Source organism: Cupriavidus sp. CPT47-8839-RL05A (assembly GCF_058792255.1).
This window is the reverse complement of the sequence record NZ_JBYTEG010000006.1, coordinates 23,938-50,894: the sequence shown is the minus strand read 5'-3', so window position 1 is coordinate 50,894 and position 26,957 is coordinate 23,938. Positions and strand designations below refer to the sequence as shown.

The 26,957-nt window shown below is 64.6% G+C and carries 25 protein-coding genes and 2 pseudogenes; 13 read left to right on the top strand and 14 right to left on the bottom strand.

The window, feature by feature from the left end:
* Positions 1-84: 84 nt before the first annotated feature.
* Entirely contained in the window at positions 85-2,148 is a 2,064-nt protein-coding gene (prpR, locus tag AC3WVS_RS08675; protein ID WP_492318263.1) for a propionate catabolism operon regulatory protein PrpR, read from the bottom strand.
* A 227-nt stretch (positions 2,149-2,375) separates the two neighbouring features.
* Between prpR and AC3WVS_RS08670 the strand changes: the two genes are divergently transcribed.
* From AC3WVS_RS08670 to AC3WVS_RS08650, 5 genes are all read left to right on the top strand, one after another.
* The gene (locus AC3WVS_RS08670; protein ID WP_492318262.1) at positions 2,376-3,587 is read left to right on the top strand and encodes a CaiB/BaiF CoA transferase family protein; all 1,212 of its coding nucleotides are present in this window, start codon (positions 2,376-2,378) and stop codon (positions 3,585-3,587) included.
* Positions 3,584-4,540: a hydroxymethylglutaryl-CoA lyase gene (locus tag AC3WVS_RS08665; protein WP_492318261.1), complete on the top strand. Its 957-nt coding sequence runs from the start codon at positions 3,584-3,586 to the stop codon at positions 4,538-4,540. Before AC3WVS_RS08670 ends, AC3WVS_RS08665 begins: the two co-directional genes overlap by 4 nt.
* 153 nt (positions 4,541-4,693) lie before the next feature.
* Entirely contained in the window at positions 4,694-5,632 is a 939-nt protein-coding gene (locus AC3WVS_RS08660) for a tripartite tricarboxylate transporter substrate binding protein (protein ID WP_492318260.1), read from the top strand.
* A gap of 68 nt (positions 5,633-5,700) precedes the next feature.
* On the top strand, positions 5,701-6,459 hold the full coding sequence (locus tag AC3WVS_RS08655; protein WP_492318259.1) for an SDR family oxidoreductase: 759 nt from the start codon (positions 5,701-5,703) through the stop codon (positions 6,457-6,459).
* 123 nt (positions 6,460-6,582) lie between these two features.
* Positions 6,583-7,530 carry a Bug family tripartite tricarboxylate transporter substrate binding protein gene (locus tag AC3WVS_RS08650; protein ID WP_492318258.1) on the top strand — a complete coding sequence of 316 codons (948 nt, stop codon included), beginning with the start codon at positions 6,583-6,585 and terminating at the stop codon, positions 7,528-7,530.
* 86 nt (positions 7,531-7,616) lie between these two features.
* Here AC3WVS_RS08650 and AC3WVS_RS08645 read toward each other — a convergent pair whose 3' ends face one another.
* The 5 genes from AC3WVS_RS08645 to bufA1 are packed head-to-tail and all read right to left on the bottom strand — an operon-like array spanning position 7,617 to position 10,706.
* Complete coding sequence (locus tag AC3WVS_RS08645; RefSeq protein ID WP_492318257.1) at positions 7,617-8,168, bottom strand: GDCCVxC domain-containing (seleno)protein; 552 nt, start codon at positions 8,166-8,168, stop codon at positions 7,617-7,619.
* Positions 8,169-8,223: 55 nt separating this feature from the next.
* Positions 8,224-8,700 carry a DoxX family protein gene (locus tag AC3WVS_RS08640; RefSeq protein WP_492318256.1) on the bottom strand — a complete coding sequence of 159 codons (477 nt, stop codon included), beginning with the start codon at positions 8,698-8,700 and terminating at the stop codon, positions 8,224-8,226.
* Positions 8,697-9,509, bottom strand: a complete 813-nt coding sequence (locus AC3WVS_RS08635) for an HvfC/BufC N-terminal domain-containing protein (protein ID WP_492318255.1) — start codon at positions 9,507-9,509, stop codon at positions 8,697-8,699. The genes AC3WVS_RS08640 and AC3WVS_RS08635 overlap by 4 nt, the downstream gene beginning before the upstream one ends.
* Positions 9,481-10,371: an MNIO family bufferin maturase gene (gene bufB / locus AC3WVS_RS08630; RefSeq protein ID WP_492318254.1), complete on the bottom strand. Its 891-nt coding sequence runs from the start codon at positions 10,369-10,371 to the stop codon at positions 9,481-9,483. Before bufB ends, AC3WVS_RS08635 begins: the two co-directional genes overlap by 29 nt.
* Before the next feature lie 14 nt (positions 10,372-10,385).
* On the bottom strand, positions 10,386-10,706 hold the full coding sequence (gene bufA1 / locus AC3WVS_RS08625) for a BufA1 family periplasmic bufferin-type metallophore (RefSeq protein ID WP_492318253.1): 321 nt from the start codon (positions 10,704-10,706) through the stop codon (positions 10,386-10,388).
* Between the two features lie 116 nt (positions 10,707-10,822).
* Between bufA1 and AC3WVS_RS08620 the strand changes: the two genes are divergently transcribed.
* Positions 10,823-11,518, top strand: coding sequence for a sigma-70 family RNA polymerase sigma factor (locus AC3WVS_RS08620; protein WP_492318252.1), 696 nt, complete (start codon positions 10,823-10,825; stop codon positions 11,516-11,518).
* On the top strand, positions 11,515-12,168 hold the full coding sequence (locus AC3WVS_RS08615; protein ID WP_492318251.1) for an NrsF family protein: 654 nt from the start codon (positions 11,515-11,517) through the stop codon (positions 12,166-12,168). The genes AC3WVS_RS08620 and AC3WVS_RS08615 overlap by 4 nt, the downstream gene beginning before the upstream one ends.
* A gap of 438 nt (positions 12,169-12,606) precedes the next feature.
* On the opposite strand, the gene AC3WVS_RS08610 is transcribed toward AC3WVS_RS08615, so the two are convergent.
* Both AC3WVS_RS08610 and AC3WVS_RS08605 read right to left on the bottom strand, forming a co-directional pair.
* Complete coding sequence (locus AC3WVS_RS08610) at positions 12,607-13,470, bottom strand: class I SAM-dependent methyltransferase (RefSeq protein WP_492318250.1); 864 nt, start codon at positions 13,468-13,470, stop codon at positions 12,607-12,609.
* Positions 13,471-13,566: 96 nt separating this feature from the next.
* Entirely contained in the window at positions 13,567-14,460 is an 894-nt protein-coding gene (locus AC3WVS_RS08605) for an NAD(P)/FAD-dependent oxidoreductase (protein ID WP_492318249.1), read from the bottom strand.
* Positions 14,461-14,741: 281 nt separating this feature from the next.
* Here AC3WVS_RS08605 and AC3WVS_RS08600 point away from each other — a divergent pair, with 281 nt between their 5' ends.
* From AC3WVS_RS08600 to AC3WVS_RS08590, 3 genes and pseudogenes are all read left to right on the top strand, one after another.
* The gene (locus AC3WVS_RS08600; RefSeq protein ID WP_492318248.1) at positions 14,742-15,374 is read left to right on the top strand and encodes a TetR/AcrR family transcriptional regulator; all 633 of its coding nucleotides are present in this window, start codon (positions 14,742-14,744) and stop codon (positions 15,372-15,374) included.
* Positions 15,362-15,481, top strand: a pseudogene (locus AC3WVS_RS08595) (IS5/IS1182 family transposase); the annotation flags it as partial. The gene AC3WVS_RS08600 and the pseudogene AC3WVS_RS08595, both read left to right, overlap by 13 nt.
* Positions 15,482-15,877: 396 nt before the next feature.
* Positions 15,878-16,306, top strand: coding sequence for a hypothetical protein (locus AC3WVS_RS08590; RefSeq protein WP_492318247.1), 429 nt, complete (start codon positions 15,878-15,880; stop codon positions 16,304-16,306).
* A 1,441-nt stretch (positions 16,307-17,747) separates the two neighbouring features.
* Here AC3WVS_RS08590 and AC3WVS_RS08585 read toward each other — a convergent pair.
* Together AC3WVS_RS08585 and AC3WVS_RS08580 are read right to left on the bottom strand one after the other, a co-directional pair.
* On the bottom strand, positions 17,748-18,824 hold the full coding sequence (locus tag AC3WVS_RS08585; RefSeq protein WP_492318246.1) for a porin: 1,077 nt from the start codon (positions 18,822-18,824) through the stop codon (positions 17,748-17,750).
* 554 nt (positions 18,825-19,378) lie between these two features.
* Positions 19,379-19,801 carry an HU family DNA-binding protein gene (locus tag AC3WVS_RS08580; protein WP_492318245.1) on the bottom strand — a complete coding sequence of 141 codons (423 nt, stop codon included), beginning with the start codon at positions 19,799-19,801 and terminating at the stop codon, positions 19,379-19,381.
* A gap of 184 nt (positions 19,802-19,985) precedes the next feature.
* Here AC3WVS_RS08580 and AC3WVS_RS08575 point away from each other — a divergent pair, with 184 nt between their 5' ends.
* The gene (locus AC3WVS_RS08575) at positions 19,986-20,663 is read left to right on the top strand and encodes a PIN domain-containing protein (RefSeq protein ID WP_492318244.1); all 678 of its coding nucleotides are present in this window, start codon (positions 19,986-19,988) and stop codon (positions 20,661-20,663) included.
* Positions 20,664-20,772: 109 nt separating this feature from the next.
* On the opposite strand, the pseudogene AC3WVS_RS08570 reads toward AC3WVS_RS08575, so the two are convergent.
* Positions 20,773-21,192, bottom strand: a pseudogene (locus AC3WVS_RS08570) (amidohydrolase family protein).
* A 513-nt stretch (positions 21,193-21,705) separates the two neighbouring features.
* On the opposite strand from AC3WVS_RS08570, the gene AC3WVS_RS08565 reads away from it, so the two are divergent.
* Positions 21,706-22,395 (top strand): ArsR/SmtB family transcription factor, encoded by a 690-nt coding sequence (locus AC3WVS_RS08565; protein ID WP_492318243.1) that lies wholly within the window; start codon positions 21,706-21,708, stop codon positions 22,393-22,395.
* 26 nt (positions 22,396-22,421) lie between these two features.
* Positions 22,422-22,928, top strand: coding sequence for a DUF6630 family protein (locus AC3WVS_RS08560; RefSeq protein ID WP_010810742.1), 507 nt, complete (start codon positions 22,422-22,424; stop codon positions 22,926-22,928).
* A gap of 29 nt (positions 22,929-22,957) precedes the next feature.
* Here the strand turns inward: AC3WVS_RS08560 and AC3WVS_RS08555 are convergent, their stop codons facing one another.
* The 3 genes from AC3WVS_RS08555 to AC3WVS_RS08545 all read right to left on the bottom strand — a co-directional run bounded on the left by AC3WVS_RS08555 (position 22,958) and on the right by AC3WVS_RS08545 (position 26,806).
* On the bottom strand, positions 22,958-23,890 hold the full coding sequence (locus AC3WVS_RS08555) for a LysR family transcriptional regulator (RefSeq protein WP_492318242.1): 933 nt from the start codon (positions 23,888-23,890) through the stop codon (positions 22,958-22,960).
* Positions 23,891-23,961: 71 nt separating this feature from the next.
* The gene (locus AC3WVS_RS08550) at positions 23,962-25,047 is read right to left on the bottom strand and encodes a Zn-dependent alcohol dehydrogenase (RefSeq protein ID WP_492318241.1); all 1,086 of its coding nucleotides are present in this window, start codon (positions 25,045-25,047) and stop codon (positions 23,962-23,964) included.
* 88 nt (positions 25,048-25,135) lie between these two features.
* Entirely contained in the window at positions 25,136-26,806 is a 1,671-nt protein-coding gene (locus AC3WVS_RS08545) for a phospholipase D family protein (protein ID WP_492318240.1), read from the bottom strand.
* Between the last annotated feature and the right edge of the window lie 151 nt (positions 26,807-26,957).

Below are 26,957 nucleotides of genomic sequence, written 5' to 3'. Positions count from 1 at the left end.
TAAGCTAGGCTGTGGCAGTAATGGGCGGGAGCTGCCGTCGGACACCGTCCCGTTCAGCAACCGCTATGACGGTATGCAGCCAAGCTAGCACTCCTGGCCTGGAGTACCAGATGCGTGTGGCGAGGACTCGGTGCGTACCGGCTGCGCGCCGATTGCTAAAGCATGCACCGACGAAATCGCGGAAGCCGCCGTGGCCGCCTTCTCCCATCGCCACAACGTCGCGCGACTGACGCCCAGCCGTTGCGCTGCTTGCTGGCGATTGCCACCACATTCCGCCAGCACCTCCAGTACACGTTCGCGCGGTGCGATCAACGGTGGCGAAGCATCCGCAGCAGCCTGTTGCCGCGCCCCGAGGCTGCCGGCCCTGACGCCTTCAGCCATCCCCCCAAACAACTCCGGGCAATCGTGACGCAGTTCGTCGAATGCGATGTGATGCAGGACCTCCCATTGCGAGAAGAACACCGCCATTCGCTCGCAGATGTTCTCCAGCTCGCGAATGTTGCCGGGCCATGCATAGGCCTGGAGCCGCGGCAGCAAACGCGCGACAAGGGCCGGTGCGTCCAGGCGCGAGTCCAGTCGATCGAGCGAACGTCGCAACAGGAACGTGGCAAGCAGTTCGATGTCCTCGGAGCGCTCGCGCAGCGTCGGCAACGCCAGTTGCAGCGTGTTGATGCGGTAATAGAGATCCTGACGGAACTGCCGCGCGGCAATCAGTTGCGGCAGCGGCTGGTGCGTCGCCGCGATGATCCGTACGTCGACCGGAATCGGAATTGCGCCGCCCAGACGCAGGATCTCGCGCTCCTGCAACACGCGCAGCAGGCGGGTCTGCAGCGAGACCGGCATGTCACCAATCTCGTCGAGAAACAGCGTGCCGGTATGGGCCGATTCGAATAGCCCGCGCTTGCCGCCCCGGCGCGAGCCGGTGAAGGCCCCTTCGTCATAGCCGAACAGCTCGCTCTCCAGCAGCGCCTCCGGAAATGCGGCGCAGTTGATCGCCACGAAGGGCTTGGCGGCGCGCTTGCTTTCATTGTGGATGGCCTGCGCGAACTGCTCCTTGCCCACCCCGCTCTCGCCGGCCAGCAGCACCGTGAGGTCCGTCCTGGCAAAGCGCCGCGCCGTTGCGCAGGCGCGGGTAAAGGCTGGGCTGGCGCCGATCAGGTTGTCGAAGCGGTTGCGTGCGTTGCGCGGATGCCGGCGCTGCTGGCTGCGCAGGCTGGCGTCCGCATCCTGGATGTTTCGCGAGTCGTACAGCGTGATGGCCGCGCCGACCGTATCGCCATGCTCGCGGATCGGGGTGCGATTGACGATCCAGTCGCGCTGCGCGAAGCGGAACACGCTGCCCCGCTCCTGCACGCCGCTGGCCAGCGTGGATTGCAGGGACAGCGCCGGCTCGATGTCTTCCAGATGCTGGCCGATCATCCGATTCTTGGCGCGGCCAAGCAGCACTTCCATGGGTGGATTGACGGCAATCACGCGATTGTCCCGATCCACTGCCAGCACGGCTTCCTGCAGGTTATGCAGCACGCCATTGAGCTGGTCATAGCGGCTGGCTTCCAGCCGGGCCACGCGCGCCAGCTCGATGGCGTCTTCAATCCCCTGCCGGACCGCATTGATCGAATAGGCCAGGCGCCCATGGATGCCGTACTGCTCGGCCAGTTCCACGACGATGCTGGAACCCACCACTACTTCATAGCCGTCGCGCGCCAGCAGCTCGAAGCACTGACGCGCCTCGTCCGGCGTGCGGTATGCGTACTGGGCAATCTCGATATTGAGCAGTTCGCGGATGGCGTCCAGTTCTGGGATGCATTCGCCATACATGACCACACCAACCCGGCTGGAGATGCGCCGCGCGTTGTAGAGCGCCAGCAGGATGTCGAAGCCGCTGAGCTTGATGGTGGCAACCGGCGCGTCGAGCGCGTTGCGCAGGATCGTGGCGTTCGCGCCGGCGCTGACGAAGACGTCGGTCGCCCCATCGCGCAGGCGGTCATGGGCGGCGTCCAGCGCGGCCTCGAACGAGCCATTGACCACCTCGATCGTCGCGCGATCGGCAAACTCGTCCAGTACCGCCATGGCAAAGCGGCTCAGGTGCCTGTAGCTGATGAAGCAGATGCGCGGCCGGCTGCCGCGTTCGGGAAGGGTGCTGCGCATGGGGCTCCTCGCCGGCCCGGGCGGCTGCAGTGCAGTGCCGGGCGCCTTCATTCGTCTCGTGTGCGTTGCACGAGCGTCTCACCGTTGTTTCACGGACGTTGCATGAGTGTTTCATGAAACCGGGGATTTGTCATCCGAAAGCCCTCTGCCCCATGGAAATCAAGCACTTGCAAGCGCCTGCACGGGCTGGCACATCCATTGCGCTGACACCATCAGACGAACGAACCATGGAGGAATCAATGCAGGCGCTCGGACACATCACCGTGCTGGACCTGACCCATATGCTCTCGGGCCCGTACGGCACCATGCTGCTCGCCGACCTGGGCGCGCGCACGATCAAGGTCGAACCTCCCGGCACCGGGGAAGGCACGCGCAAGCTGCTCGCGGAGAGCGAGGACTACGCCCGCGACGGCATGGGCGCGTACTTCCTGACGCTGAACCGCAACAAGCAAAGCGTGTGCGTGGACCTGAAGTCCGAGGCGGGCCGGGCGGTCTTCCTGGATCTCGTGCGCAATGCCGACGTGGTCTTCGACAATTTCAGCGCGGGCGTGACGGAGCGGCTCGGCATCGACCACGCATCGCTGAGCAAGGTCAACCCGCGCATCATCACGTGCTCCGTCACAGGCTTCGGCCAGACCGGGCCGGACCGCCAGCAGCCGGCGTTCGACCAGGTGGTGCAGGCCATGGGCGGCGGCATGTCGATCACCGGCATGGCCGACGGCCCGCCGGTACGCAGCGGCATTCCGGTCGGTGACCTGGGCGGCGGCGTGTTCGGTGCCATCGGCGTGCTGGCGGCGCTGGCCGCGCGCGAGCAGACCAGCGTTGGCAAGCACGTGGACATCTCGATGCTGGACGCCCAGATCTCGCTGCTGAACTACATGGCGACGATGCACCTGATGTCCGGCCTGGTGCCGGAGCGCATCGGCAACAGCCACTTCGTGCACGTGCCGTACAACACCTACCCCACCAGCGACGGCCACATCATCATCGCCTGCATTGGCGACGCGTTCTTCGAGCGCTTCCTGAGCGTGATCGATCATCCCGACCTGCGGGCGCCGGAGTATCTGAAGCAACCCGGCCGCTATGCGGACAAGGCACGCATCGACGCCATCATCGCCAACGAATTGCGCGGCGAATCGTCCGCCTATTGGCTGGCGCGCCTGCGGCAGGCCCGCATCCCCTGCGGTCCCGTCAACGACTTCGCGCACGCACTGCGCGAGCCGCAGGTGGAGGCCCGCGACATGATCGTCGAGGTACCGCTGAAGACCGGCGAAACCGTGCGCATGCCGGGCAACCCGGTGAAGCTTTCCGGCGTGACCGAACCCGCGTACACCTGCCCGCCCGCGCTGGGCGAGCACACGGCCTCCGTGCTGCGCGACGTGCTGGGCTATGACGACGAACAGGTCGCGCGGTTGCGCGAAGCCGGAGCGGTGGCATGAGCACCGGCCATAGCAACGCCCCCGGGACGGACGACACCCCGGCCATCACCATCACCGACGTCGCGCCGCGCGACGGGCTGCAGAACCAAGCCGTCGCCATCTCCACCGACGCCAAGGTCGAACTGATCCGCCTGCTTGCGCGTGCGGGAATACGCAGCGTGGAAGCCACCAGCTTCGTATCGCCAAAGGCCGTGCCGCAGATGGCCGACGCGGCCGACGTGATCCGGCGTGCATCGGCACAGTGCCCGGACCTGCGACTATCCACGCTGGTGCCGAACCTGAAAGGGCTGGAACGCGCCCATGCCGCGGGCGCCACCGAGATTGCCGTCGTGCTGTCCGCCACCGAGACGATGAACCAGCGCAACATCAACATGGGGCTGGATGCGGCGACCGAGGTCAGCGAGCAGACGCTGATCCGGGCGCGCGGACTGGGCCTGCGCACGCGCGCCTATGTGGCCGTTGCGTTCGACTGTCCGTTCGAAGGGACGGTCGATCTGGACACGGTGCTGCGGCTGGCCTGCCGCATGCGCGATGCGGGCGCCGGGGAAATCGTCATCGCGGACACCATCGGTGCAGCCGCGCCTGCCGCGGTCAAGACCCGCATGTCGGCCCTGGCGCAAGCGCTCGGCCCCGACTCGCTGGCGATCCATCTGCATGACACGCGGGGCCTGGGTGCGGCCAATGCATGGGCCGCGCTGGAAGCCGGCGTGCGGCGCTTCGACGCCAGCGTGGGCGGCATTGGCGGTTGTCCGTTCGCGCCCGGCGCGGCGGGCAACCTGGCTACCGAGGATCTGGTGCTGATGGCCGGCCAATGTGGCTTCAGCACCGGGATTTCGCTCGACGGGCTGCTCGACGCGGTGGCCTACGCCGAATCGCTGCTGGGCCGCGCGCTCGGCGGTCGCTCCAGTGCGTGGCTGCGCAGACAGCGCGAGCGCCAGCGCGTGGCGGCCTGACCGGGCAACGTTGCAACCAGACAGTCCGCCCAGGACGGCACGCGATGCCGACACGGATGCCGGCGCGCATCCGGACTGACAAGACATAAATGGAGGAGACACACGATGTGGAATGTTCGCTCGATTCGTGGCGCACTGCGCGCCATGCGCGTAATGGGCGCCATGGCCTGTACCGCGGCAGCACTGGCTTCCGGGCACGCCCTGGCCAAGTGGCCGGAAAAACCCGTCACGCTGGTGGTGCCTTATGCGCCCGGTGGCGGCACCGACATCGTCAGCCGGCTCGTTGCGCAGAAGCTTTCCGAGCGCTGGGGGCAGTCTGTCATTGTGGAAAACCGGCCCGGTGCCAATGGCGTGATCGGCTCCGGCCACGTGTACAAGTCTGCTCCGGATGGCTATACGCTGCTGATGGTGGTGGGTTCGCACGCGATCAATCCCGTGCTGATGAAGAAGCTGCCCTACGACACCGTACGCGGCTTTTCCCCCATCACGCGGCTCGCCATCTCGCCGATGGTGCTGGTCGTGTCGAAGTCCAACCCCGCGAAGTCGCTGACCGATCTGGTCAGGACCGCCCGCAGCCAACCGCTCGGCATCGGCTACTCCGAAGGGCAAACGCGGCTGACCGGCGAGCTGCTGCGCCAGGCCGGCAATCTCAGGACCATTCCGGTGTCGTACAAGGGTGGCGCGCAGATCATGGTCGATGTCATCGGTGGCCACGTCGGTGCCGGTTTTACCAGCGTACTCACAGCGCTGCCTCACGTGCAGAGTGGCAATCTGCGTGTGATCGGCGTGGCGGCAGACCAGCGTATGGCCCTCTTCCCGGATGCCATGACGTTCAAGGAGGCGGGACTCGACGGCGTGGAATCGCTGAACTGGTACGGCCTGTTCGGGCCGGCGGGCATGCAGGCAGCCATCGTGGAGCAGATCCATCACGACCTGCAGCAGGTGACGCAGGATCCGGCGCTCGCCAAGCAGATGAAGGACCAGGGGGCTACCATCGTGCTGACGCCGCCAGCGGAGTTTCGCGCGTTCCTCGGCAAGGAAACCCAGAAGTGGGCGGATGTGGCCAGGCGCGGCGGCATCCAGCCTGAATAGCGGCGTCGCCGGGCCGCCCCGCGTATCTTGCCGCGGCACACATCGAACTGACATGGACACCACCCGATATGGATCTTGAACTGAGTGGAAAGCGCGTGCTGATTACCGGCGGCAGCCGCGGCATCGGACTGGCATGCGCGCGCGCATTCCTGCGCGAGGGCGCCAGGGTTGCCATCGTCGGCCGCAGCGAGGCGAATCTCGCCACCGCGCTGACGACGCTGGCGGCCGACCTGACCGATGCCATGCAGGCCGCCCACGCCGCTGACGCGGCCGCGGCCGCGCTGGGTGGCATCGACATCCTCGTCACGTCCGCCGGCGGCGCGCGTCGTACGCCTCCGGCGGAGCTCACGCCTTCGGCGTGGCGCGATGCCATGGACGCCAAGTACTTTGCCTACATCCATGTCATCGACCCCGTCATCAAGCGGATGGCCCAGGCGGGCAGCGGCGTGATCGTCAACGTCATCGGCATGGGTGGCAAGGTTGCGAGCCCGACCCATCTGCCCGGCGGCGCCGCCAACGCCGCGCTGATGCTGGCCACTGCGGGGCTGGCGAGCGCCTACGGACGCTCCGGGGTGCGGGTGAACGCGGTGAATCCGTCGGCCACGCGTACCGAACGGCTTCAGCAAGGCCTGGAGGCCGAGGCCAAGCTGGCCGGCGCGACCGTGGACGAGGCACTGCGCCGCGCCAGCGAGCGCACCGGGCTCGGGCGGCTGGCCGCGCCCGAAGAAATTGCAGATGCCGTGCTGTTCCTCGCATCGGCGCGGGCGGCCTACATCTCTGGCGCGATCCTGTCGATCGATGGTGCCACCACGCCCATTGTCGTCTGATCGTGCCGAGGCCGTACCCGTCGTTTTGCAGTGCCAATAACAGGCGATAACGCCAAAAGACTCCCTGTTTGAGCAGGAGGAGACAATATGCAACGTCGTACCCTCGTCAAGGCGCTATGCGCCATGGCCGCCGTCCCGCCAGCAGTATTCGGCACGGGCGCCGTCGCGCAGGACTACCCTTCGCGCCCCATCCGCCTGATCGTGCCGTTCGCGCCCGGTGGCGTCTCGGACACCAGCGCACGTGTGATTGCAGACAAGCTGAGCCAGCGCCTGGGTCAGCAGATCGTAGTCGACAACAAGCCCGGCGCATCGGGCAATATTGGTACCGCGATGGCGGCCCAGTCGGCACCGGACGGCTACACGTTACTGCTTGGCTTCGATGGCACCATCGTCATCAATCCACATGTCTTCCCAAAGATCCCGTTCGATCCGCTCAAGGACTTCGTGCCTGTCGGCAAGATTGGCGATGCGGCACTGATCCTGATCGCGCATCCGTCCGTGCCGGCGAAGAACCTGAAGGAACTCGTCGCGTATTCACAGACCCGGCCGGATGGCCTGTCCTATGGCAGCGCCGGCACCGGCAGCACGCCGCACCTGGCCGGCGAACTGCTCAAGGCTCGCACCGGCCTGAAAATGGTTCACGTCCCTTACAAGGGTGGCGGCCAGGCCATGGGCGATCTGGTGGGGGGCACGCTGCCCGTGCTGTACACCGCAGTGGCCGGTGCCCAGCAATACGTGAAGTCCGGCAAGGCCACGGCGATCGCTGTCTCCGGTGCGAGCCGCGTGCCCGCCCTGCCGGATGTGCCGACGCTGGAAGAATCAGGTGTCGCGGGCCTGGTCAGCGACTCGTGGGTTGGGTTGCTGGCCCCTGCCAAGACCCCGAGGGAGATCGTCGATCGCCTGTCCAAGGAACTGAATACCGTTGTCAACCTGCCTGACACGCGCGAGCGGCTCGCGACGCTAGGCATCGTGCCGGTCGGCAATTCGCCGGAGGCGTTTAGCAAGCAGATTCAGACCGATCTGAAGAAGTACGGCGACGTCGTCAAGGCAGCAAATATCAGGGTCGAATAAGGTAATGGGGCATCTGGTAGCGCCCCGGATGCCCTCATCGACGTCTCGACTGTCAAGGTGGCTCGTACCCGCCGACCATAGTCGTTCTACATATCGGATGACCCAAACGTAGAAGACATCAACCGTGCCAATCGCGGTTGACGGCAAACCGATGTCCGCGTTCGGCCAACTTCTGCCACTCGCCGAATCGCCAAGACGGACACCCAGCCGTCGGCTTCGCTCAACCGACCGGACATTCGACATTCTCCGACACCAAAGGAATCGGCGACCTTCAAACGGCTGGCTTCCGCCCAGTACACGAATCGCACGGCAGAAAGGCCAACATATGCCTCCTCGCGGAAGCGGTTGACGGCCGCCCGCCGCTGGAAATATTCGTCTGCCCTCGCAGGCAACGGCGGATCATTCGCCACGGCGTATAGAACTTCACTCAATTCGCGACCCGTCCCTTGCTGCACCTGCGGACCTCTGACCGAACCAAACGAGCAGAATGCGCAGCAGTCTCCCGATTTGGGTTTCAGCGCCACTCTGCAATGCCGACACTCATAGAAGAACACGCAAGCATCCGTAGGCATGGTCTCCCGCTGCGCCCACCCGCAATGTGGGCAGGTCACGACTGATTCCAGGATGACGTCGCGCATCGCACTATCGTCGCTGAAGATCAGAAGGATCGCCCGGGCTTCCCGTCCACACGGCTCAGTGCTCCGAAGCGTCCGTGAGACGCCGGTGAATCAGCCAGTCAACCGAGAGCGCCCCGCCCCCCCGCGCCAGCAGTACCAGCAGCATTGCCGCCCACTGGATATGCGTAGGCCATGCCTGCGGATAAACGAACAGCTGGATCACCGTGATCATGCCAAGCAGTATCAGCGCCACGGGGCGGGTTGCCAGGCCGAGCACCAGCAGCACTGGCGCCGTCAGCTCAACGGATACCGCCAGGTAGGCGGCCAGTTCGGGCGGCAGCAGCGGCAGTTGGTATTCCTCCCGGAACAGCTCCACCGCCGTCACCCAGTTCGCCAGCTTGGCCACGGCCGAATTCCAGAAGACGGTGGCGACCGCGAGCCGCAACGGAATGGCCAGGACTGTGTACGGCATGCGATCGAGCCAATCCACCGCGCGCTGCGCGCGCGCGGCAAGCGTTAGAGAGGCGCGGGGGGAAGGCGCAGCGTGTGTCATGGCGAGAGATCCGGGATGGGTAAGTCAGAGGCCTGGGCCCGGCCGAAGCCGGTAAAGCAGCCGGCCGACAACAGCGTGGCCAGCCACGCGGGTGCATCCGCCGGCGGCGTCGGGCCCAACGCGGCGTGCAGTGGATGCCCGGCCAGCAAGGCCGCGGTGAATTGCCATCGCCACGCGCTGAGCCGGTCGACGTCGATGCCGTCCGATGTGCGGCGCACCAGCAGCCAGACCGGGTCCGCAGCGGGGTCGATGCGCGACAGGGCATGGTCGTCGCGGTTCAGCACCGCGCGCCAGATGGCATCGACGGGGAACGCGGCATGCACCAGGCGCACCGCGGGATGCGGCAAGAAATGCATATCGCCGGCTGCGGATAAGTCTGATTCCGCCAGGCGGCGCAGATCGAGCGGCGTGACGTCCGGCGCGTGCAAGACCGTACTCACGGCCCACTCCAGCCGGGCGACGTCAGGCAGGTAGCCAATTGCGGCTGCCCCAGGCAGGCGCGCCAGAAATTCCGCGAACGCCTCGCCATACGCATCCAGCCACGCGCTCTGCGGGGCAGACTGCCCGATGAACAGCCGGGCCGCGCCTTCGAAGAACTCGGGGCCTACCAGCGCCTGGATGGCAGGATAAGACAGGCGCAGCGCGCCTACGAGCGTGGCGGTGGCGGTGTTTCGGTAGATGCCCAGCCGCGCCTGGGGCGCCAGCCCGTCCGCGATCACGTGCGCCGAGGCCTCGCCGGTGGCAGCATTCCCCAGTTCCTGGGCGAACGCGCGCTGCAGCTCAAGCAATGAGGGCGGATCGGATTGCATGCTGCTGTTTCTCCAGTGCCGCCTGAGCGATACGCGCTTCCCCCATCAGCACATCGAGAGGCGGCACGTCCGTATCCCATTCGATCAGCGTCGGCACCGCACCGAACCGCTCAAGCGCCGCCTCGTAGAGCGACCACACCGCCGGTGCCACGCGCGAGCCGTGATCATCGATGCGCAGGACCTGCCCCTGCCCGAGTTGCCGCACACTGTGGCCGGCCACATGGATTTCCCCGATAACGGCCGGCGCAAGCGCATGCAGGTAGGTCATGGCGTCCCATCCGTGATTGCAGGCGCTGACATAGATATTGTTGACGTCACACAGGATGCCGCACCCGGTGCGCCGCGCCACTTCGGCCAGGAATTCCCACTCGGGAACGGTTGAGTGGCGATACTGCAGGTAGGTAGACGGGTTCTCGACCAGGATGCGGCGCCGCAGTGCGCCCTGGATCTGGTCGACATGCCGGCATACCACGGCAAGCGCCTCCTCGGTCATCGGCAAGGGCAGCAGGTCGGCGAGATACGTGCCGCGGGTGGTGCTCCAGGAAAGATGCTCCGACACAAGCCCGGGTTCGACCCGTTCAACCACCTCGCGCACCCGCGCCAGATGCGCCAGGTCCAACCCGTCTGCGCTGCCCAGCGACAGGCCAACGCCGTGCAGCGATAGGGCGTAGTCACGGCGAATGGCGTCCAGGCAGCCCGGCGCGCGGCCGCCGCCCATGTAGTTTTCCGTATGCACCTCGAACCACGCAACGGCCGGGCGTTCCTCCACCACTGCCTGATGGTGCCGAAAGCGCAGTCCGATCCCGGCGCGCGGCGGGATCGGGCCCAGGGCGCGTGGAGAGGCGACAGCCGCGGCAGGCATGTTTCGCCCCTGCCTCAGGAGGCCTTCAGCTTGCCGCCCTGGATCTTGCTGCAATCGCCGGCGGGCAGCAGCACGTAGGATTTGGCATCGCGTGCCTGCGTGGCTTGTCCCGCGCAGGAATGCGCACCTTCCGCGCAGTCGTTCTTTGCCACGGCATTGATGCCATAGCACTTCTCCAGCTTGCTCTTTTCCATCCTCGCCATGTTGTCCTTCACGACCTGCGGCATCGCGCTCATGTCCTTCGTGGTTTGCGCTTGCGCGGGCGCGGCGACCATGGCAAGCGCCAGCCCTAGGGCGGACGACAAGGTGGATGCGGCCAATACATGCTTGTTCATCTTGCTTTCTCCTGACGGTTGCGGCCCGGATCCGGAGCCGTGTCAGGAGATTCGGCCCCACGCGACCAAAGGTTACGCATCCCCGGAAAAACTAACTGCGCGACAGGCGGCTCTCCATGAAGCAGAATTCAGGCATGTCTTCCCAAGCTGACCGCTCACAACGTCCAGGCCACCATGCCGGCGGCAAGCTGGGTCTCGTTGACGCCACGCACGATGCGGCTGGTCCTGACCCCTTGTCCAAACCCGCGTGCCGCCCGGACGGCACGCCGGACTGGTCGGCCATGATGGCCCGCGCACAGGCCGGCGACCGCGCGGCGTACCGGCGCCTGCTCGAAGGCATCACCCCGTACATCCGGGCGCTGGCCGTACGCCAGGTCCGCAACCCCGGCGATATCGAGGACACCGTGCAGGATGTGCTGCTCACGATTCACGCCGTGCGCCACACCTACGACCCGGCGCGTCCGTTCGGCCCGTGGCTGGTGGCCATCGCCCGCCGGCGGATTGTCGACGGCCTGCGCCGGCGGGCACGCACCAGTGCGCGAGAAACACCGCTCGACACGGAACCGGAAACCATTTCCGACCCCGGCGCGAACCTCCAGGAAATGGCACTGGACGCACGGGCGGTGCGCGACGCGGTGGACTGTCTGCCTGCCGGACAGCGCGAGGCGCTGCGCATGCTGAAACTGGAGGAGATGTCATTGAAAGAGGCCGCCATCGCCAGCGGCATGTCTGTCGGCGCGCTGAAAGTGGCCACCCATCGCGCCTTGAAGACACTGCGCAAACTGTTCGAATCCCAAGGTAGCAAGCCGTGAGAGACACCCCTGACCTGATCGACTCGCTGGTGGCTGACGCCACGCCGGTTCGCCGCTTGCACCGGCCCTTGGTGCGGGTGGTGTGCTGGCTGTTGCTGGCTGCCCTGTTGCTAGCGCTGGTAGTGCTCGTGAATGGCGTGCGGCCAGATCTTGCGCTGAAGCTGCAACAGCCCGTCTTCGTCACCAGCGTTACAGCCGCCATCGTGACCGGCGTCTTGGCCGCGGCGGCCGCGTTCATCGCCAGCGTGCCGGGTCGCTCGCACCGGTGGCTGTTGTTGCCGCTGCCATCCCTGGCCGTCTGGGTGGGCACAATCGGTTACGGCTGCCTGACGAACTGGGTGGTGATCGGGCCGGAAGGCATGTCGCCCGGCGAGACCGCGCGCTGCTTCGCAACGCTGGTGATGGTCAGCGCGCCGCTATCCATTGCCTTGACGGCCATGTTGCGCTATGTGGCACGCCTCTCGCCAACGCCGGTGGCGATGTGTGCGGGCCTTGCCGTTGCCGCGATGGCGGCAACGAGCCTGCTACTCATTCATCCACTGGATGCCAGCGCGATGGTCTTGTTGTGGAATCTGGGTGTCGCGCTGCTGTTCGTCGGTGCCGGCAGTCTATTTGGACTTCGACCGTTCGCTCGAATGGCGCGACACTGAGGCTACCCGACGGCAGCTCTCCCAGCCTGTGTGACAAGCACTTGGCCACGACGCCCGCCAGGAGGGCATGCAGGTAGAGCCGATGGAAGCGGAAGGCTCGTCACAGTATTCATCTCCCTCTGTCTACGATTCTCAGTTGCCCCGGATAGGCCGAGAACTTACCGACCAACGCGGCAGCACGAATGACGGTTGCACGTTGGAAGCCGCCCTTGACTTGGCATCGGGGCCGACGGCCGAAGTGGGTCGGAAGTCGCTTCTGGCGCTGCAGAGTCCGGCCCCAAATGGCCAGCGGGTCGAGACCGGCCAAAAGCGGCCTGTACCTCGCCATCAAGGCTTCTAGCTCACTAATGGCGGCTTCCAAGCTTGGAGGGACATCAATTTGACCGGCCAAAAACGCCCCACTCCACGGAGCGGGGGCGTCTCCCTGTTTAATCCCTGTCAGCCTACCGGATTGCGTGCCATGACGATCCACGCCGCGCCGTTGATCATCACCGACCGCTCGCCGGGGAGCCCCGCGAAGGCGGCACGAACTGCGGCCGAGGCGCGGGCGCGGATGTCGTCGGGCTGATCAGCGAGCGCACGCGACAACGGGCCGACCTCGAGTGTCATCTTCACCGCGTCGTCGATCGCAGCGTCCCGCGTCCCGCCCTCGCCGAACGGGACGGAAGCGTCGAAGGGGGCGATAGCAATATCGGTGAAGCCAGCCGCCGTCAGGATGCGTGCCACGCGCCCCCGGTCGCCGAACGAAAACGGGCCGGGCGCTTCGGGATCGGGCAGCGCGCTCGGCGGGACGATGCCCTTGAGCGCGCCCATCGGCAGGCGCACCCAATCGTTCTCGGCCGCGCCGCGCCAGCAGACGAAAGCGACCCGCCCGCCGGGCCGGAGCGCGCGTCGCATGTGGGCGAACGCCGCTATCGGATCGTCGAAGAACATCACCCCGAAACGCGAGAACAGGATGTCGAACGCGCCCTCGGGCAGCTCTGCGCTGCTGGCGTCGGCCACCTGAAACAGGGCCGGCGTATCCCGTTGCGCAAGCGCGCGCGCTCGGCCGATCAGCGGTTCGGATATATCCACGCCCAGCACTTGGCCCCCTGCGCCGACGCGGGCTGCGAGAGCCAGACTCGACGCGCCCGCGCCGCAGCCGATGTCCAGCACGCGCTCACCCGTCGCAGGCGCGGCGGCTTCTATCGCGGCCTGGCCGAACACCGCCACCATAGCGTCGAGCCGGGCCTGGTTGGCAACCCAGCGCTCCCCGCTTTGACCGTTCCAGTCACCGACCTGATCGGCACTTTGCTCTGCCATGTCATCTCCTTGACTCGACGATCCGTCCTTCGCCGCGCCGATCTACGCCGACCTTTTCGAAGGCGACGACGCAACGGGAGAAAGGAATCCGTGCTCTCAAACAACCATCGACTGCTGGGCGAAGATACCCGCCATCGCGCCCTGCGATGATGCTTGGGTGACCGAGGGCAAGAAGGGCGTGGCGAGGTCGCCAGCGGCGTAGATGCCGGGGATGCTGGTTTGGCGGCGCTCGTCGACTTTGAGGACGATGCCAGTGGGCGTATCGACCGTGGCGAGGCCCAGTGATTCATGCAGGCTTGCGGACGGCTTGTTGCGCGGATGGGCGAACAGGACGTCGACCGCGACATTGCGGCGGGTATCGAGATTGACGGTGGTGATATGGCCCGTGTGATGAGCGATCTCGACGATCCGGCCATCGACGACAGGTATGTTGCGGCGCGCCAGATCGGCCTGGATATCGGCCGCAATGTCATGACCATCGGCGAAGACAGTCAACTTGTCAGTCCAATCGCGGAACAGCCTGGCAGACTGGTGCGACTGTGGGCCGGACCAGACGAGGCCCCAATGCTGGCCGGCGACTTCAAACCCGTCGCAATAGGGGCAGGGCACGATGGACGTGCCCCAGCTTTCGGCAAAGCCCGGAACATCAGGCATCTGGTCGGCGACGCCATAGCTCAGGATGAGGCGGCGCGCCCTTAGGCTTTCGTGATCGTCAGTGACGACGCAGAAATCGTCGATGGCGCCAGACACGCTCTCGGCCCGAGCATTGACCAGCCTGATCGTTGGATAGCGCGCAAGCTGCTGCCGCGCCTCGACTAGGATGTCCAGCGGCGGCTTGTGATCGTGGCCGAGCAGGCCATGCGAGTGGCCGGCAAAGCGGTTGCGCGGCCGGCCGGTATCGAGAACGGTGACCTTGCGGCGCGCACGGCCGAGCTGCAGGGCGGCGGCGAGGCCGGCAAAGCTGCCGCCGATGATGATGACGTCATTCATGGTGATGGGCTCCGTGTTGTGGATAGAGGGGTGGCTAGGCCTGGTGCGCAATAACGTCCGGAGATAAGCGCTTGAGACGGTCAGCGAGCAGGGCTTCGGCATTGGCAGAAAGTTGCCCATGGCTATTGACCGGCCGGACAATGCCGCATTCGTTATCGCCGGGCGGCCCGGGGAAAGCTGATTTGGACAACCGGTTGGAACCTACCCTTGGCTTGCACATTTTCGATACTCCGTGGTATCGTAGTACAAGAATTTGAATACTGTCAAGTACTGGAATTTTCGTGACCGAAAACAGCCAGGGCCGGCGCGGTCGGCCCGCCAACGAGGCGCTTCGCCAAACGATAGTCGACACCGCCTGCGAACTCTTCGTGGAACTGGGTTTTCAAGCGACGACCATGGACAAGGTCGCCCAGCGGGCGAAGATATCCAAGCTAAGCATCTATCGGCACTTCGAGAACAAGGAGGCGCTGTTCAGCGCGGCCATGGTGGCCCGCTGCGAGCAGTTTGCACCGCAGGCTCTTTTTGAAGGCGTCGACGGTTCGGCCGAAGACCAGCTCATGGCGGTGGGGTCATCCCTGCTTCGCACGCTGTTGAGCCCGGACGTCCGCAATGTCGAAGCCATGGTTTTGGCCGACAAGACGAATCAAAAGTCGTTAAGCAAGCTCCATTACGAAGCCGGCCCCGCCCATGTCATCGCCCAAATCGAGGCCGTGTTGCGTCAGTTGCACGCGAAAGCGATTCTGAACGTACCCGATGCTCTCCAGTCCGCCCGCTTGTTCGCCGCGCTTTTCAAAGGATCCGATCTCCTGCTTATCGCCCGCTTCGACGAGGCGAGAGCAGAGGACGACAACGAAATCGAATCCTATTGCCGGTCGGCAGTCGCCATGTTCATCGCCGCGCACGGTGGCATCTAAAGATGCCATCGCGGCCGATGAAGAACACGCAGCAGTTGCGTACGCTGTTCGCCCTGAGCAACCTATGGATGATGCGTGGACGACTGATGGGCGAGGCCATTGCATGAGCGCAAAAGCCGTCCGCGCGGGCAGGCAGAGGCCGTTTTACACACGATAGCGGCCGCTACTGCGGCCTAAGTGGAACGACAGGGAAGGGTCGTAAGGCGCCGGTCGGCTCCTCTCAACTTGGTCGTCATGACGTTCGGACTTGAGCAGCCGGTTGCTTCCCTACGGCTGACATTGCACAACGGCCTGAATCCAGCGCCTACAAGCTACCCAGCCTCAGCCGGTGCCAGGAGAGGTAGATCTTCCGCTGTCAGGGACTTTCACCCTCTACTCCCTTGCCGGTTAGCCGGCGAACACTGTATATTTATACAGTTGTCGTCGCATCCCAGAAAAGCTGGCTCCTGAAGTCAAGCCCGTGCGGCGCCTGCGCTTTCTCTCCTTCACCTTGAAAGGCAATTATGTTCGTGGACCGCACCGAAATCATCAACGCCGCCAAGGCACTGCGAGCCAGCCAGGAAGAGTCCAGGTACAGCAAGCTCGTCGCGCTCGCGAACAAGCAACTCAAGGCAATGCAAACGGCAATCCAGAAGGGCAAGGAAGAATTCGAGACCAGACTGGTACTCGACATCAACGAAGACAATCCGCAAGCAGCGCTGGAACCGCGCGCGCAACGGCTAGCCGACGACCTCAGAACGCAGGGCTACACCGCAACGGTGACAACGTTTGCCGAGGTCAGCACCGACCGCAAGAACTGGACGCCGAATATCACGGTCGTCATCGGTCTGGGCGACATGGTTTCAGAAGACGACAACGCGATAGCGGAAAGCACGGTGTCCGACGAGACGGAAGTCGCGCTGGCCGGCGAAGCTGCCAGTGAAATGGCCTGACAGCAGGCGGGCAATCCGAGGCAAGGACCGGCATCACGGGGATGCTTCGCGCACGGTCGCGTGCATGATGGCTTTTCCAACAAGGGAAATCTGCACGCGGTCTACAGTGGCACCCGATGAAGGAAACCGTGGCGTATAAGGGCGCAATAGCCTGCGTCTATGCAGGCTGTCAATAAAGTCCGGAAAGCCACGCCAGACACAGGTCGCTGGGTGTTTGAGGACGATTTTTTCTGACTTTATTGACGCGATGTTTCTGACTTTATTGTCCGTGCACCGCTTCACCGACCGCTTCACCGCTTCACCGCTTCACCGCTTCACCGAAGATACTCGAACAGATGCCATCAGTACCGACAGCACGGCCGCGCGCTCCGGTCTGCCAGCAAGGCTGTGGCTCGCTACGAGGGCGCAGACGCACAGACGCGCAGATGCCAAACGCCAAACGCATGCAGATTCACCCCCGGAATCTGCATGAACGATTGCAGCGCACCTTCCGTGCCCCCTCGCGGGACAGTACTCCGTGACGATCAGAGCGTAGTTGAGGTCCGTAGATCAGCGTTCGGGATAGGTTTCAATTGCTGGTCGAACCAGACGTGCCCGCTCATAGGTGCTCCGCTGCCTCGATGAAACTGACCCGCGCTACATCCGCGGCGCTGTAACGCCGGATGCTGTCTAAAGCGCGACTCGCCTGGGTGAAAAGCTCAGTCACATAAGCGCTCCAGGTATGTCGCAGGTGGATGGCCCGCTCATGCAAGGCGGTGGCGATCCACCCCGTAGGCATCTGGACTATGCACCATCAGTGAACGGGTCGCGTTTGTCGCCGATCTTGGCACGTCCGTATAGATATCGTATTTCCCCGCTTCCCACTGTCCGTATAGGGATCGCGTGGACCGGAAATACTGGCACCATCCGTATAAACATCCCATGTCGTGCTGCCATACGCGACGCCCGCGCCAAGGGCGATCACCGCGCCGACGAGAAGCAAGAGTAGCGCACCTCCAGCGATCAAGAGCAACCTCTTCGCCGGGGGCGGCGAGCCCTCGAACGAAGCCGTCGTCATCAAAAGATTCGCCGCCGAGCCCGGAAAGGTTACGCGCGGCCAAGGGCAAGTGCTTGGAATACGACTGAGCTGCACGATCCGCACACAGGCGTCCGTTCAGTCGAGGACGGAAACTTTGAGTCCCGCGAGCGAATCTTTTTGCACGGACAGGGTAGGTGCCGATTAAGGCATTTTCCAGGCCAAGCCTCTTCTTCTGCCCGCGCGATTCGCAAGGCATCGAGCGCTGGTGGTTGGAAATAACCGGCAAGGGCAACAAGACTAGGCTTGGCCCGCCACCGGCGAAGTGATCGCCGATCTGGCGCGCTACCGCCGCGCCAACGTGCCGCTGCCACTTTTGCTGGTCAACCGTATGGGAACTACGCCCCGTCGCCGGGGCAAGTCGCATCAGAACCGGTGACGAACGCCCATCACCGCACCCACCTGATCCTTGCCAGGCTGTACGTTGAAGACGGCCGACGTGCCGCTACCGCTGTTGAAGCCATTAACACCTAGCGCCGAGTTATCCTTGTTGAGCGCGTAGGAGACTGACGCGTAGAGGTCGGTGCGTTTACTGAGCGAATAATCGCCGGTCAGCACGAATTGCCAGGGGTCGGATCCGGTCTGCCGGAAGTCTTGGTAGTAAGCCGTGCCAGTCAGGGAGAAAGCCGACGTCAGCTTGTAAGCCAGGCCTAGCCAGTAGAGGTTCGAGCCGGCATCAGCCGCCTGGGCGCCCGGCAGCATGGCGCCATCATAGGCTTTCGCCAGGCGGTAGCCCGCATAGACCTTAGCATCACCCACCGCATATGTGCCAGCCACGGAAACGCGCCTCAGGACCGGCGCCTGGTTTGACGGCGTGCCGACGTGCACATCGTCATAGGCCACGCCCAGCGCGAAGGGGCCGGAGGCATAGTTGAAAAACGCGCCGAAATTACGTCCGAATACGTTGCTGCCAGCCACTTCGCTGCCATTAGCCTGGAATGAGTAGAAAGCCTGTCCAGTTAGCTTTCCGAACTTGCCGACATACTTGATGGCATTGTCTGCGCGCGCGCCAAACTCCGGCGCAATCGAGAGGATGCTGTAGCGGTCGGCAATAGCATTGGGATCATAGATATTGCCGAATTCGCGCATGCTGGTCTGCTGACGCCCCAACAGCAGTGAACCGTATTGGCTATCGAGCCCTACATAGGCATTGCGGCCGAACAGACGCCCGCTCTGGCCCGAATTGCCGGTATCGATATCGAAGCCGCTTTCCAGCAGAAAGACTGCCTTCAGCCCGCTGCCCAGATCCTCCGCGCCCCGCAGGCCCCAACGCGAGCCAGACTGATTCCCGGAAACCAGCCGCACGAGACTGTCGCCGTTGCGCCCTGCATTATTGTTGAATTCGATACCGGCGTCGGCGATACCGAACAGCGTCACGCCGGACTGGGCGTACGCCGCATTGACTGCGACCGATGCGGCAGTTATCGCAAGTATTTTTTTCATCTGACCTCTCATTGTCCTCGTGAGCAGTCGCGCATGGAACATGATTTCCGTGCAGTACCCAGGTTTCCAGCCTCGGAACGAGCGTACACATCGACACAGCAATTTCGCGGCTGTGCAATTTGAAGTTGAATTGTATTTGCTGCGTATCTGAAGCGATGGACTATTAAATGATACTTTGTCCGCAAGCCAACCAAGTAGACATGATTTGCGGCCCCATAAGGGTAGCAAATGCCACACGAAGACATCAAAAATTCCTGTTCGCGCTGTTGCGATTTCCAGACGCACGCTTGTGAGAGGCCTACAGGGAATGCCAAGATACGCCAATTAGCTATCATGAGCCCTTTGGTTATATCGAGGTCCAAGATGATATTGATATCGATATAAGGGCGCAATGTCGTTGGGGTAGATCGATATCGAAGATTCTCATCTACTCAAGGCAGGCGTGGATATCGTCGTGATCAGCCAATGGCTCGGTACGGTGAGACCGCCGACCGTATGCGCAAAGATGGGAAGCACCCCCCTTCCCATCTTTACTTGCAGCGCCGCCTCAAGAATTACAGGGCTGCGTCCTTCAGCTTCTTCAGCGGACGGACCTTCACCTTTACCGATGCTGGCTTGGCAGCAAACCATTGCTCTTGTCCCGTGAAGGGATTCTTGCCAAAGCGCTTCTTCGTGGCCGGGACCTGGATAGCAGCCACCTTAAACAGGCCCGGCAGCGTGAACTCGCCAGCGCCCTTCTTGTGGATAGCGCTCACGATGGTGTTCTCTAGGTGAGACAGGACAGTCTGCACCGTCTTCTTGTCCAGTTCGGTCTGGGTAACCAAGTGAGCCAGCAGGCTCGACTTGTTGAACGTCTCCTTCAGCGGCTTCGCTACAGGCGCTGCTGCGGCCTTCTTAGCTGCAGGTGCAGCCTTCTTTGCCGGCGCTGCCGACTTCTTGGCCGCAGTCTTCGTGGCGGCCGTCTTCTTCGTTGCCATGTGGCTCCTTTTGCAGGAATACCGGCACTATTGCCGGAATCCGCGCAGCATCGCGGAGATTCATGCAGATGTGCAGTAGGGGCCGGCCGCATGTTGTGGCTTGTTACGCAGGAATCTTCACGGTCCAGCGCTCAGGCATGTGGTAGTCGCAGCCAGAAGGAATTCACCCGGATACCCTCACCCAATGTCAGACCTGCCTAGCGACTTGCTCGAACTCGTTCAAGACTGTCGCCTTGAACTGGTCGAACACCACCCATTTGTTGAACTGACTACTCCAGAATCCCCTGCCTCGGAATATTGGCTCAGCCAGCTCCTCGATAACGCTTCCACTCTGGATGCGTTGGGTAGAATGAACGTTGATACAAGAACTACAACGGAAGGCATTAGCCATGAGGGTCTTGCGGAAGAGGATTGGCTGGCGCGCCAACTTGGCGGGGCCCGTGCCGACGTGGGCGACCAGAATGCCCCGGGATGCTCAACGATGAGCCACAGCGCGGTCGTGTTGGTCGACTTTGAGAGCGTCCAGGACATCCAATTTTTCCGGCTCGCGGGTTCGCGTCTAGTAGTGTTCGCCGGAGAGGTCCAGAGGAAGGTCCCCATTGAGGTGGCCATGGGCCTGCAAGCGCTTGGCGAGCGAGCCCGGTGGGTCCGCTCGAGCGGGGTAGGCCCCAACGCCCTCGACTTTCACATCGCCTTCGAGATCGGCCGCATGGTGGAGAAAGGCGAGAAAGGGCCCGTGTTCGTGCTCTCCCGCGACAAGGGATTCGATCCCTTGCTAGCTTGGCTTGGCGCGGAGCTGGGGATTCCCGCGCGGCGTGTCGCCTCGCTCGCCGAGGCGTTTGGCGCCGGCCCGTCACCTTGATCCGGTTGTTGACGCCTTCGACCAGATTGGTGCCCAAGTGTCAGCGGCTTGGGCCAGGATGCCTGGCAGGTAGGGCTTGAGCCGCCAGGCGAACTGGCCCGGCTTTGACTCAGAAGGCCGGAACCGAAGTCGCCGCGTCGCGGTACACCTGGCGACCTCCGACATGGGTGGCAATGGCGTGGAGATTCTGGATGTCGACTTCAGGCACCGCCCGATAGTCTCCCGACAACACCACGAAGTCGGCCAGCTTGCCCTTTTCGATCGAGCCCTTGGTATCGGCCTCGCCGTTCAGGTCGACCTAGTTGATGGTGAACATGCACAGCACGTCGGCGCGTCGCACGCGCTCGTCCGGACCATAGACGCCGTCGGTGATCGTGTCGCGGGTAATGAAGTGATACATCCCCCAAAACGGATTGACCGACATGTTCACGGAGTCGGTGCCGCCGACGAGCTGGAAGCCGGCATCCATGAAGGTCTTCACGGGGGTCACGTGTTCCGCTCGGTCGTGCCCCCAGTACTTCGATAGCACCGGTGCCGCAACGTACAGGTGGGCCTACACGGACAGCCTAGCGCCCAGAGCGCGCACACGCTCAAGCTGCTCCTTGCGGAACCACGAATGCATGCTCGATGGTCCAGCCTCTGACAGCACCCGGGCTCGCCTTGTCAAGGCTTTCCCACGCTGCCAGGACCTGGTCCAGCGCCGCATCGCCAACCACGTGAACGGCTAGCCGCGCGCTAGGCCTGGCTTCTCCGTGCCTACGGCTATGCAAACCCAGACCGGTCAAACGCAAGACAAGGGGGGATTTTGCATAGCAGTTGTTTCGAGGCGCGGGCGCGCGACCGTGTATGCCTTGGAGGTAAGCGGCAAAGCAGGAAGCGAAGAGCCCCAGGACAAGACATTTCAAAAGGACATTAATGTCCAGGAAGGCGCTTTAATGTCTAGAACGGGACTTTAATGTCTTGGAAGGACTTTAATGTCCGAGGTCAAATGGCCCGCCCATCTCCTATACTCCGCATGCCACCTTTCATCCGGAGCCAAACCATGGATTACACCCCCGGCATCAGCCAGCTCGCCGGCCTGCTCGCCGATCCCGGCCGCGCGGCCATGCTGTGGGCGCTGATGGACGGCAGCGCCCGGCCCGCCGGCGAGCTGGCGCTGATCGCCGGGCTGTCGGCCTCCTCCACCAGCGGCCACCTGGCGCGCTTGACCGAAGGCGGGCTGCTGGTGGCCGAGACGCGCGGGCGCAACCGCTACTACCGCCTGGCCGCGCCGGAGATCGGCGTGGCGATCGAGGCGCTGGCGTCGGCGTCGCTGGCCAGCCAGCCGCCGCGGCTGCGCGACGTGCCGGTATCGCGCACCGCGCCACCGGCGCTGCGCCAGGCGCGCACCTGCTACGACCACCTGGCGGGCGAGCTGGCGGTGGGCCTGTTCGAGCGGATGACGCATTCAGGCTGGCTGATGCTGGACGGACAGCGCGTAGACCTGAGCGGCGACGGCGCGCAGGCGCTGGCGGGGCTGGGTGTCGACGTGGAGGCGGCGCGGCGCAAGCGGCGCCAGTTTGCCTGCACCTGCCCGGACTGGAGCGAGCGCAAGCCGCACCTGGGCGGCGCGCTGGGCGCGGCGCTGTTGGGCAGCCTGCTGGCGCGCGGCTGGGTCGAGCCCACGCGCACCTCGCGCGCGTTGCGCGTGACACCGGCCGGCCAACGCGAGATCATGCGCATCGCGGCCTAGGAGACCGCAGCAAACGGAGAAAAAAGATGGCCACACCACTGGACGACGACACGCAGGACGCGATTGCGCGTTTCTTCGCCCTGATCAACCTTGGCGACAGCGCGCAGACCTCGGCGCAGCTGTCGATGTTTGAAGATGCCCTGCTCGATGCCGAGGACGATGACACCGATGGCCAGGAACTGCTGTGGGTGATCCGCGAGGTCATCGACTGGCAGTCCGGGTTCTTTGTCGACTGGAAGGATGCCCAGTCCTTTATCGGCTGCCTGAACCAGCTATGCGAACGAATCGACCTGGAGATCGACTGGGGCAGCGATGACCCCGAGGAAGAAGCCTTCCTGGAGACCACCAGCGTGCCGGAACTGATGGAGCTGGCGCACAACCAGTTGCGCGTGGCCGGCTATACGCTGTGGAACTGGGATACCGGCGGCGACGCCTACGGCGGCTGGATCACGCGCAGCGAGGACGACGAGGAAATGCTGGATCTTGCCGAAGTGCTGCACTTTGACGTGCGGCCGGCCGAGCAGCCTTATTGACCGATGCCTGCGAGCGGAGGCCGCGGCAGCTAAGCGTTCTCCCTCCGCTTGCCGGACGGGCGCCGCGCCTCCGGCACCCCCAGCGTTTGCTCCAGCATGTCCAGCAGCACCCGCACGCTGGCCGGCATCAGCTTGCGCGCCGGCATCAGCACGTAGACCTTCAGCGGCGATGAGGCATAGCCCGGCAGCACGCGCACCAGTTGCCCCTGCCCGACCGCATCCTGCACGAAGCGCGGCGACAGCCGCGTCACGCCCAGCCCGTCGAGCGCCGCCTTGAGCCGCAGCTCGGCGTTATGGGTGCAGATGCGCGGCTCGACATCCAGGCGTGCAATCTCCACGCCGTCGCGCAGGAACTCCCAGTGCCGGTCGTCGGCGTTGCCCAGCGTGGGCCACCCCTGCAGGTCCTGCGGCGTGCGCGGCAGCCCGCGCGCCTTGATCAGTGCCGGCGCGGCATAGAAAGCGCGTTCAACCAGGACCACGCGCTTGCTGGCGAACGAGGTGTCGTGCAGCGCGGTGTCGGTCATCACGAACGCGAGGTCGTAGCCGTGGCGGATCAGGTCGGGCTGGTCCCAGCTGACATCGACCTGCACGCGCAGGCCGGGGTGGGCGCGCAGCACGCGCGTCAGGCTTTCGGACAGATGCTGGGAGCCGACTTCATAGGGGGTGGAGATGCGCAGCAGGCCGCTGACTTCGGCGCTGTCCGAGGTGGCCTCGGCACTGATTTCATGGAGTTCGGCGAACAGCGGCGCCACGCGCTCATACAGGCGCTGGCCGCGTTCGGCCACGCGCACGCGGCGCGTGGTGCGTTCGAACAGGCGGATGCCAAGCTGGCTTTCCAGCCGCGCCACCGCGGCGCTGGCGGAAGATTTGGGTACCTCTGCCAGCTCGGCCCCCTGGGTGAAGCCGCCGCCTTCCACCACGCGGCAAAAAATCTCCCAGTCCTTCCATTCGATTGTCTTCATGCGGCGCCTCGTCATTGCGGTGCGCCGCGATTGTCCCACAGCGCGAACCATGGCGCTGTGGGCAGCGGCCCTTAATCGAACAGGATCACCGAGCGCGCCAGCTCGCCGCGGCGCAGTTCGTCGAAGGCATCGTTGATGCGCTCCAGCGGCAGGCGCTGCGCAATCAGTTCGTCCAGGTGCAGGCGGCCGGCCATATAGAAGTCCACCATGCGCGGCATGTCCACCGGAAAGCGGTTGGATCCCATCAGCGAACCCTGGATGCGCTTCTCGGCAAGGAAGTCACTGCCCTTCAGTTCGATCTTGACGCCGGGCGCGATCATGCCGATGACCGTGGCGGTGCCGCCCCGGCGCAGCATGGCAAAGGCCTGCTCGGTAGTCTGCTTCAGGCCGATGGCCTCGAAGGCATGGTGCACGCCGCCGCCGGTGAGGGTGCGCACGGCATCCAGCACGTCTGCATTGCCGGCGTCGATCACGTCGGTCGCGCCGAACTTGCGCGCCAGCTCCAGCTTGGCCGGCACGCGGTCGATGGCGATGATGCGCCCGGCACCGGCAATGGCGGCGCTGTTGACCGTGGCCAGCCCGATGCCGCCGCAGCCGATCACGGCAACGGTCTCGCCCGGCTGCACCTTCGCGGTATGGATCACCGCGCCCATGCCGGTGGTGACCGCGCAGCCGATCAGCGCGGCGCGGTCCAGCGGCATGTCGCGCCGTATTGCCACCAGCGCGTGCTCATGGATCAGCATCTGCTCGGCAAAGGCCGACAGGTTCAGGAACTGGTTCAGCGGCCCGCCCTGGCGGGCCATCAGGCGTGGCTCTTCACCTTCGCGGCGGCGGGTATCGGGCTCAATGCACAGCGAAAGGTGGCCGGTCAGGCAGTGCTCGCAATGGCCGCAGTATGCCGACAGGCAGGTGATCACGTGGTCGCCGGGCTTGACCGTGCGCACTTCGGCGCCGACCTGCTCGACCACACCCGCGGCCTCGTGGCCCAGGATCGCCGGCATCGGGTACGGGTAGGCACCGTCCAGGAAATGCAGGTCCGAGTGGCACACGCCCACGGCGGCGGTGCGCACCAGCACCTCGCGCGGGCCGGGCTTGCCGATGGCAACGTCTTCGATAATCAGCGGGGTCTTGGGTTGATGCAGGACAGCGGCTTTCATGAAGCTCCTTTGCGGCAGGCAACGAAGCGGAAAACCATACGCCCAAACCCGGGTTCAGGAAAGGCGCGGTGCAGCACCGCAGTCAGGTTTACAACTCTTCCTTGATCGGGAGCACGCGCAGCACGCCAATGCCCAGATGCTGCAGCGGACCCATGCCGGGTTCGCTGTCATAGACCATGAGCTGCCCTTTCTCGCGCGTGGTCCAGGTCAGGCGCCGGTTGCCGCCGTCGCCATCGGTCTGCATGCCGACGCGGTAGGCCATGTCGAGCAGCCCGTGCTCGGTGGACTTGATCATGCGCTCGGCCAGCGCCGGGCTGTCCAGCACGACGCCCATCTCGGTATTGAGCTTGGCCGAGCGCGGGTCCATGTTGAGCGAGCCGATGAATACCAGGTGCCGGTCGACGATGTAGTTCTTGGCATGCAGGCTGGCGCGGCTGGACGACAGCCATGAGCGCGAGCGCGAACCGCGCGCGGCCTTGCCGCTGCTTGCCAGTTCGGCGTAGGCGCTGGGCTTGAGCTCGTACAGCTCGACGCCCGCGGCCACCAGCGCCAGCCGGTGCGGGGCGTAGCCGGCATGCACCGGGCTGACATCGGTGGCGGCAAACGAGTTGGTCAGGATGCGCACGCGGATGCCGCGCTTTGCCAGGGCGATCAGCCAGGCCTCGCCGTCATCGTCCGGCACGAAGTACGGCGAGATCAGCAGCACTTCCTTCTGCGCGCCGTTGATCATTTTCTCGAGCCGGGCGGTGGCGTGCCCGGGGTCGTCGTCGGTCTGGTGCGTAATCTTGGCGGCCTTGTCGGAGACCACGACAGCCTTGCCGCTGTAGGCAGGCATGCGGCCGCTCTCGATGCCCTTGGCCAGGCCGGACTCCAGCAATTCCTTCACGTAGGGGCTGGCGACGGCCTGGTCGCCGCGTGCTTCCAGGCCCTTGCGCAGGCTGCGCATCTCCACCGGCGCTTCCTTGCCTGCGGGGATCAGCGCCACCACCGGGTATGAGGACTGGTCGTTCCAGTATTCGTCGAACACGGCCGATACCTGCGGTACCGCCGGTCCGGCAATCAGCACATCAAGGTCGCTGAAATCCATGTCGGTGCGCGCGGAGAAGTAGGCATCGCCGACATTGCGCCCGCCCACCAGCGACATCTGGTTGTCCACCGTCATCGACTTGTTGTGCATGCGCCGGTCCAGCCGCTTGAAGCCTGCCAGCATTTCCAGCCAGCGCACGCTGCGGTTGGCAAACGGATTGAACAGGCGCACCTCGATATTGGGATGCGAATCGATGGCCGACAGGATTTTGTCCATGCCGCCGGTATGCAAGTCGTCGAGCAGCATGCGCACGCGCACGCCGCGGTCGGCCGCGTCGATGATGTCGCCCAGCACGGCGGCGCCGGTGCCGGTGGTTTCGAAGATATAGGTCTGCAGGTCCAGGCTGCGCTGCGCCGCACGCGCCATCGCCAGCCGCGCAGCGAGCGCGTCGGGCCCGGACGACAGCGGATAGAACAGCGATTCGCCGGGGCGCTGGGCAAGGCGCGGCGCCAGCACCTTGCCCAGCGGAGTATCGGCGGTACTGGCCGGGGCGCTCGAGGGGGTGCGCTGCGCCGAGGCCGGCAGGCTGGCGCACCCTGCCAGCAGCCCGGCCACCAGCGCCGACCCCAGCATGGCCGCCGTCAGCCGGCGCAGGCCCCGGCTGGCGCCCGCGTGTGCCGCGGCACGGCTTGACCGGGTATCGAACGGAATATGGCAGAGCGTCTGGAACATCCGTAAGGTCCCCCTGCGGCGGGATGGAATGGAGCTGGCCCCGCGCGCCGGCCGGCATGCAGCGCCTGCTACCTCGCACGATATACCGCGCGCCGCTGCCGTGGCAGCGGTGCCATTCCTGTTCCGCGCCGGGTGTTTGTCCTACACCTCA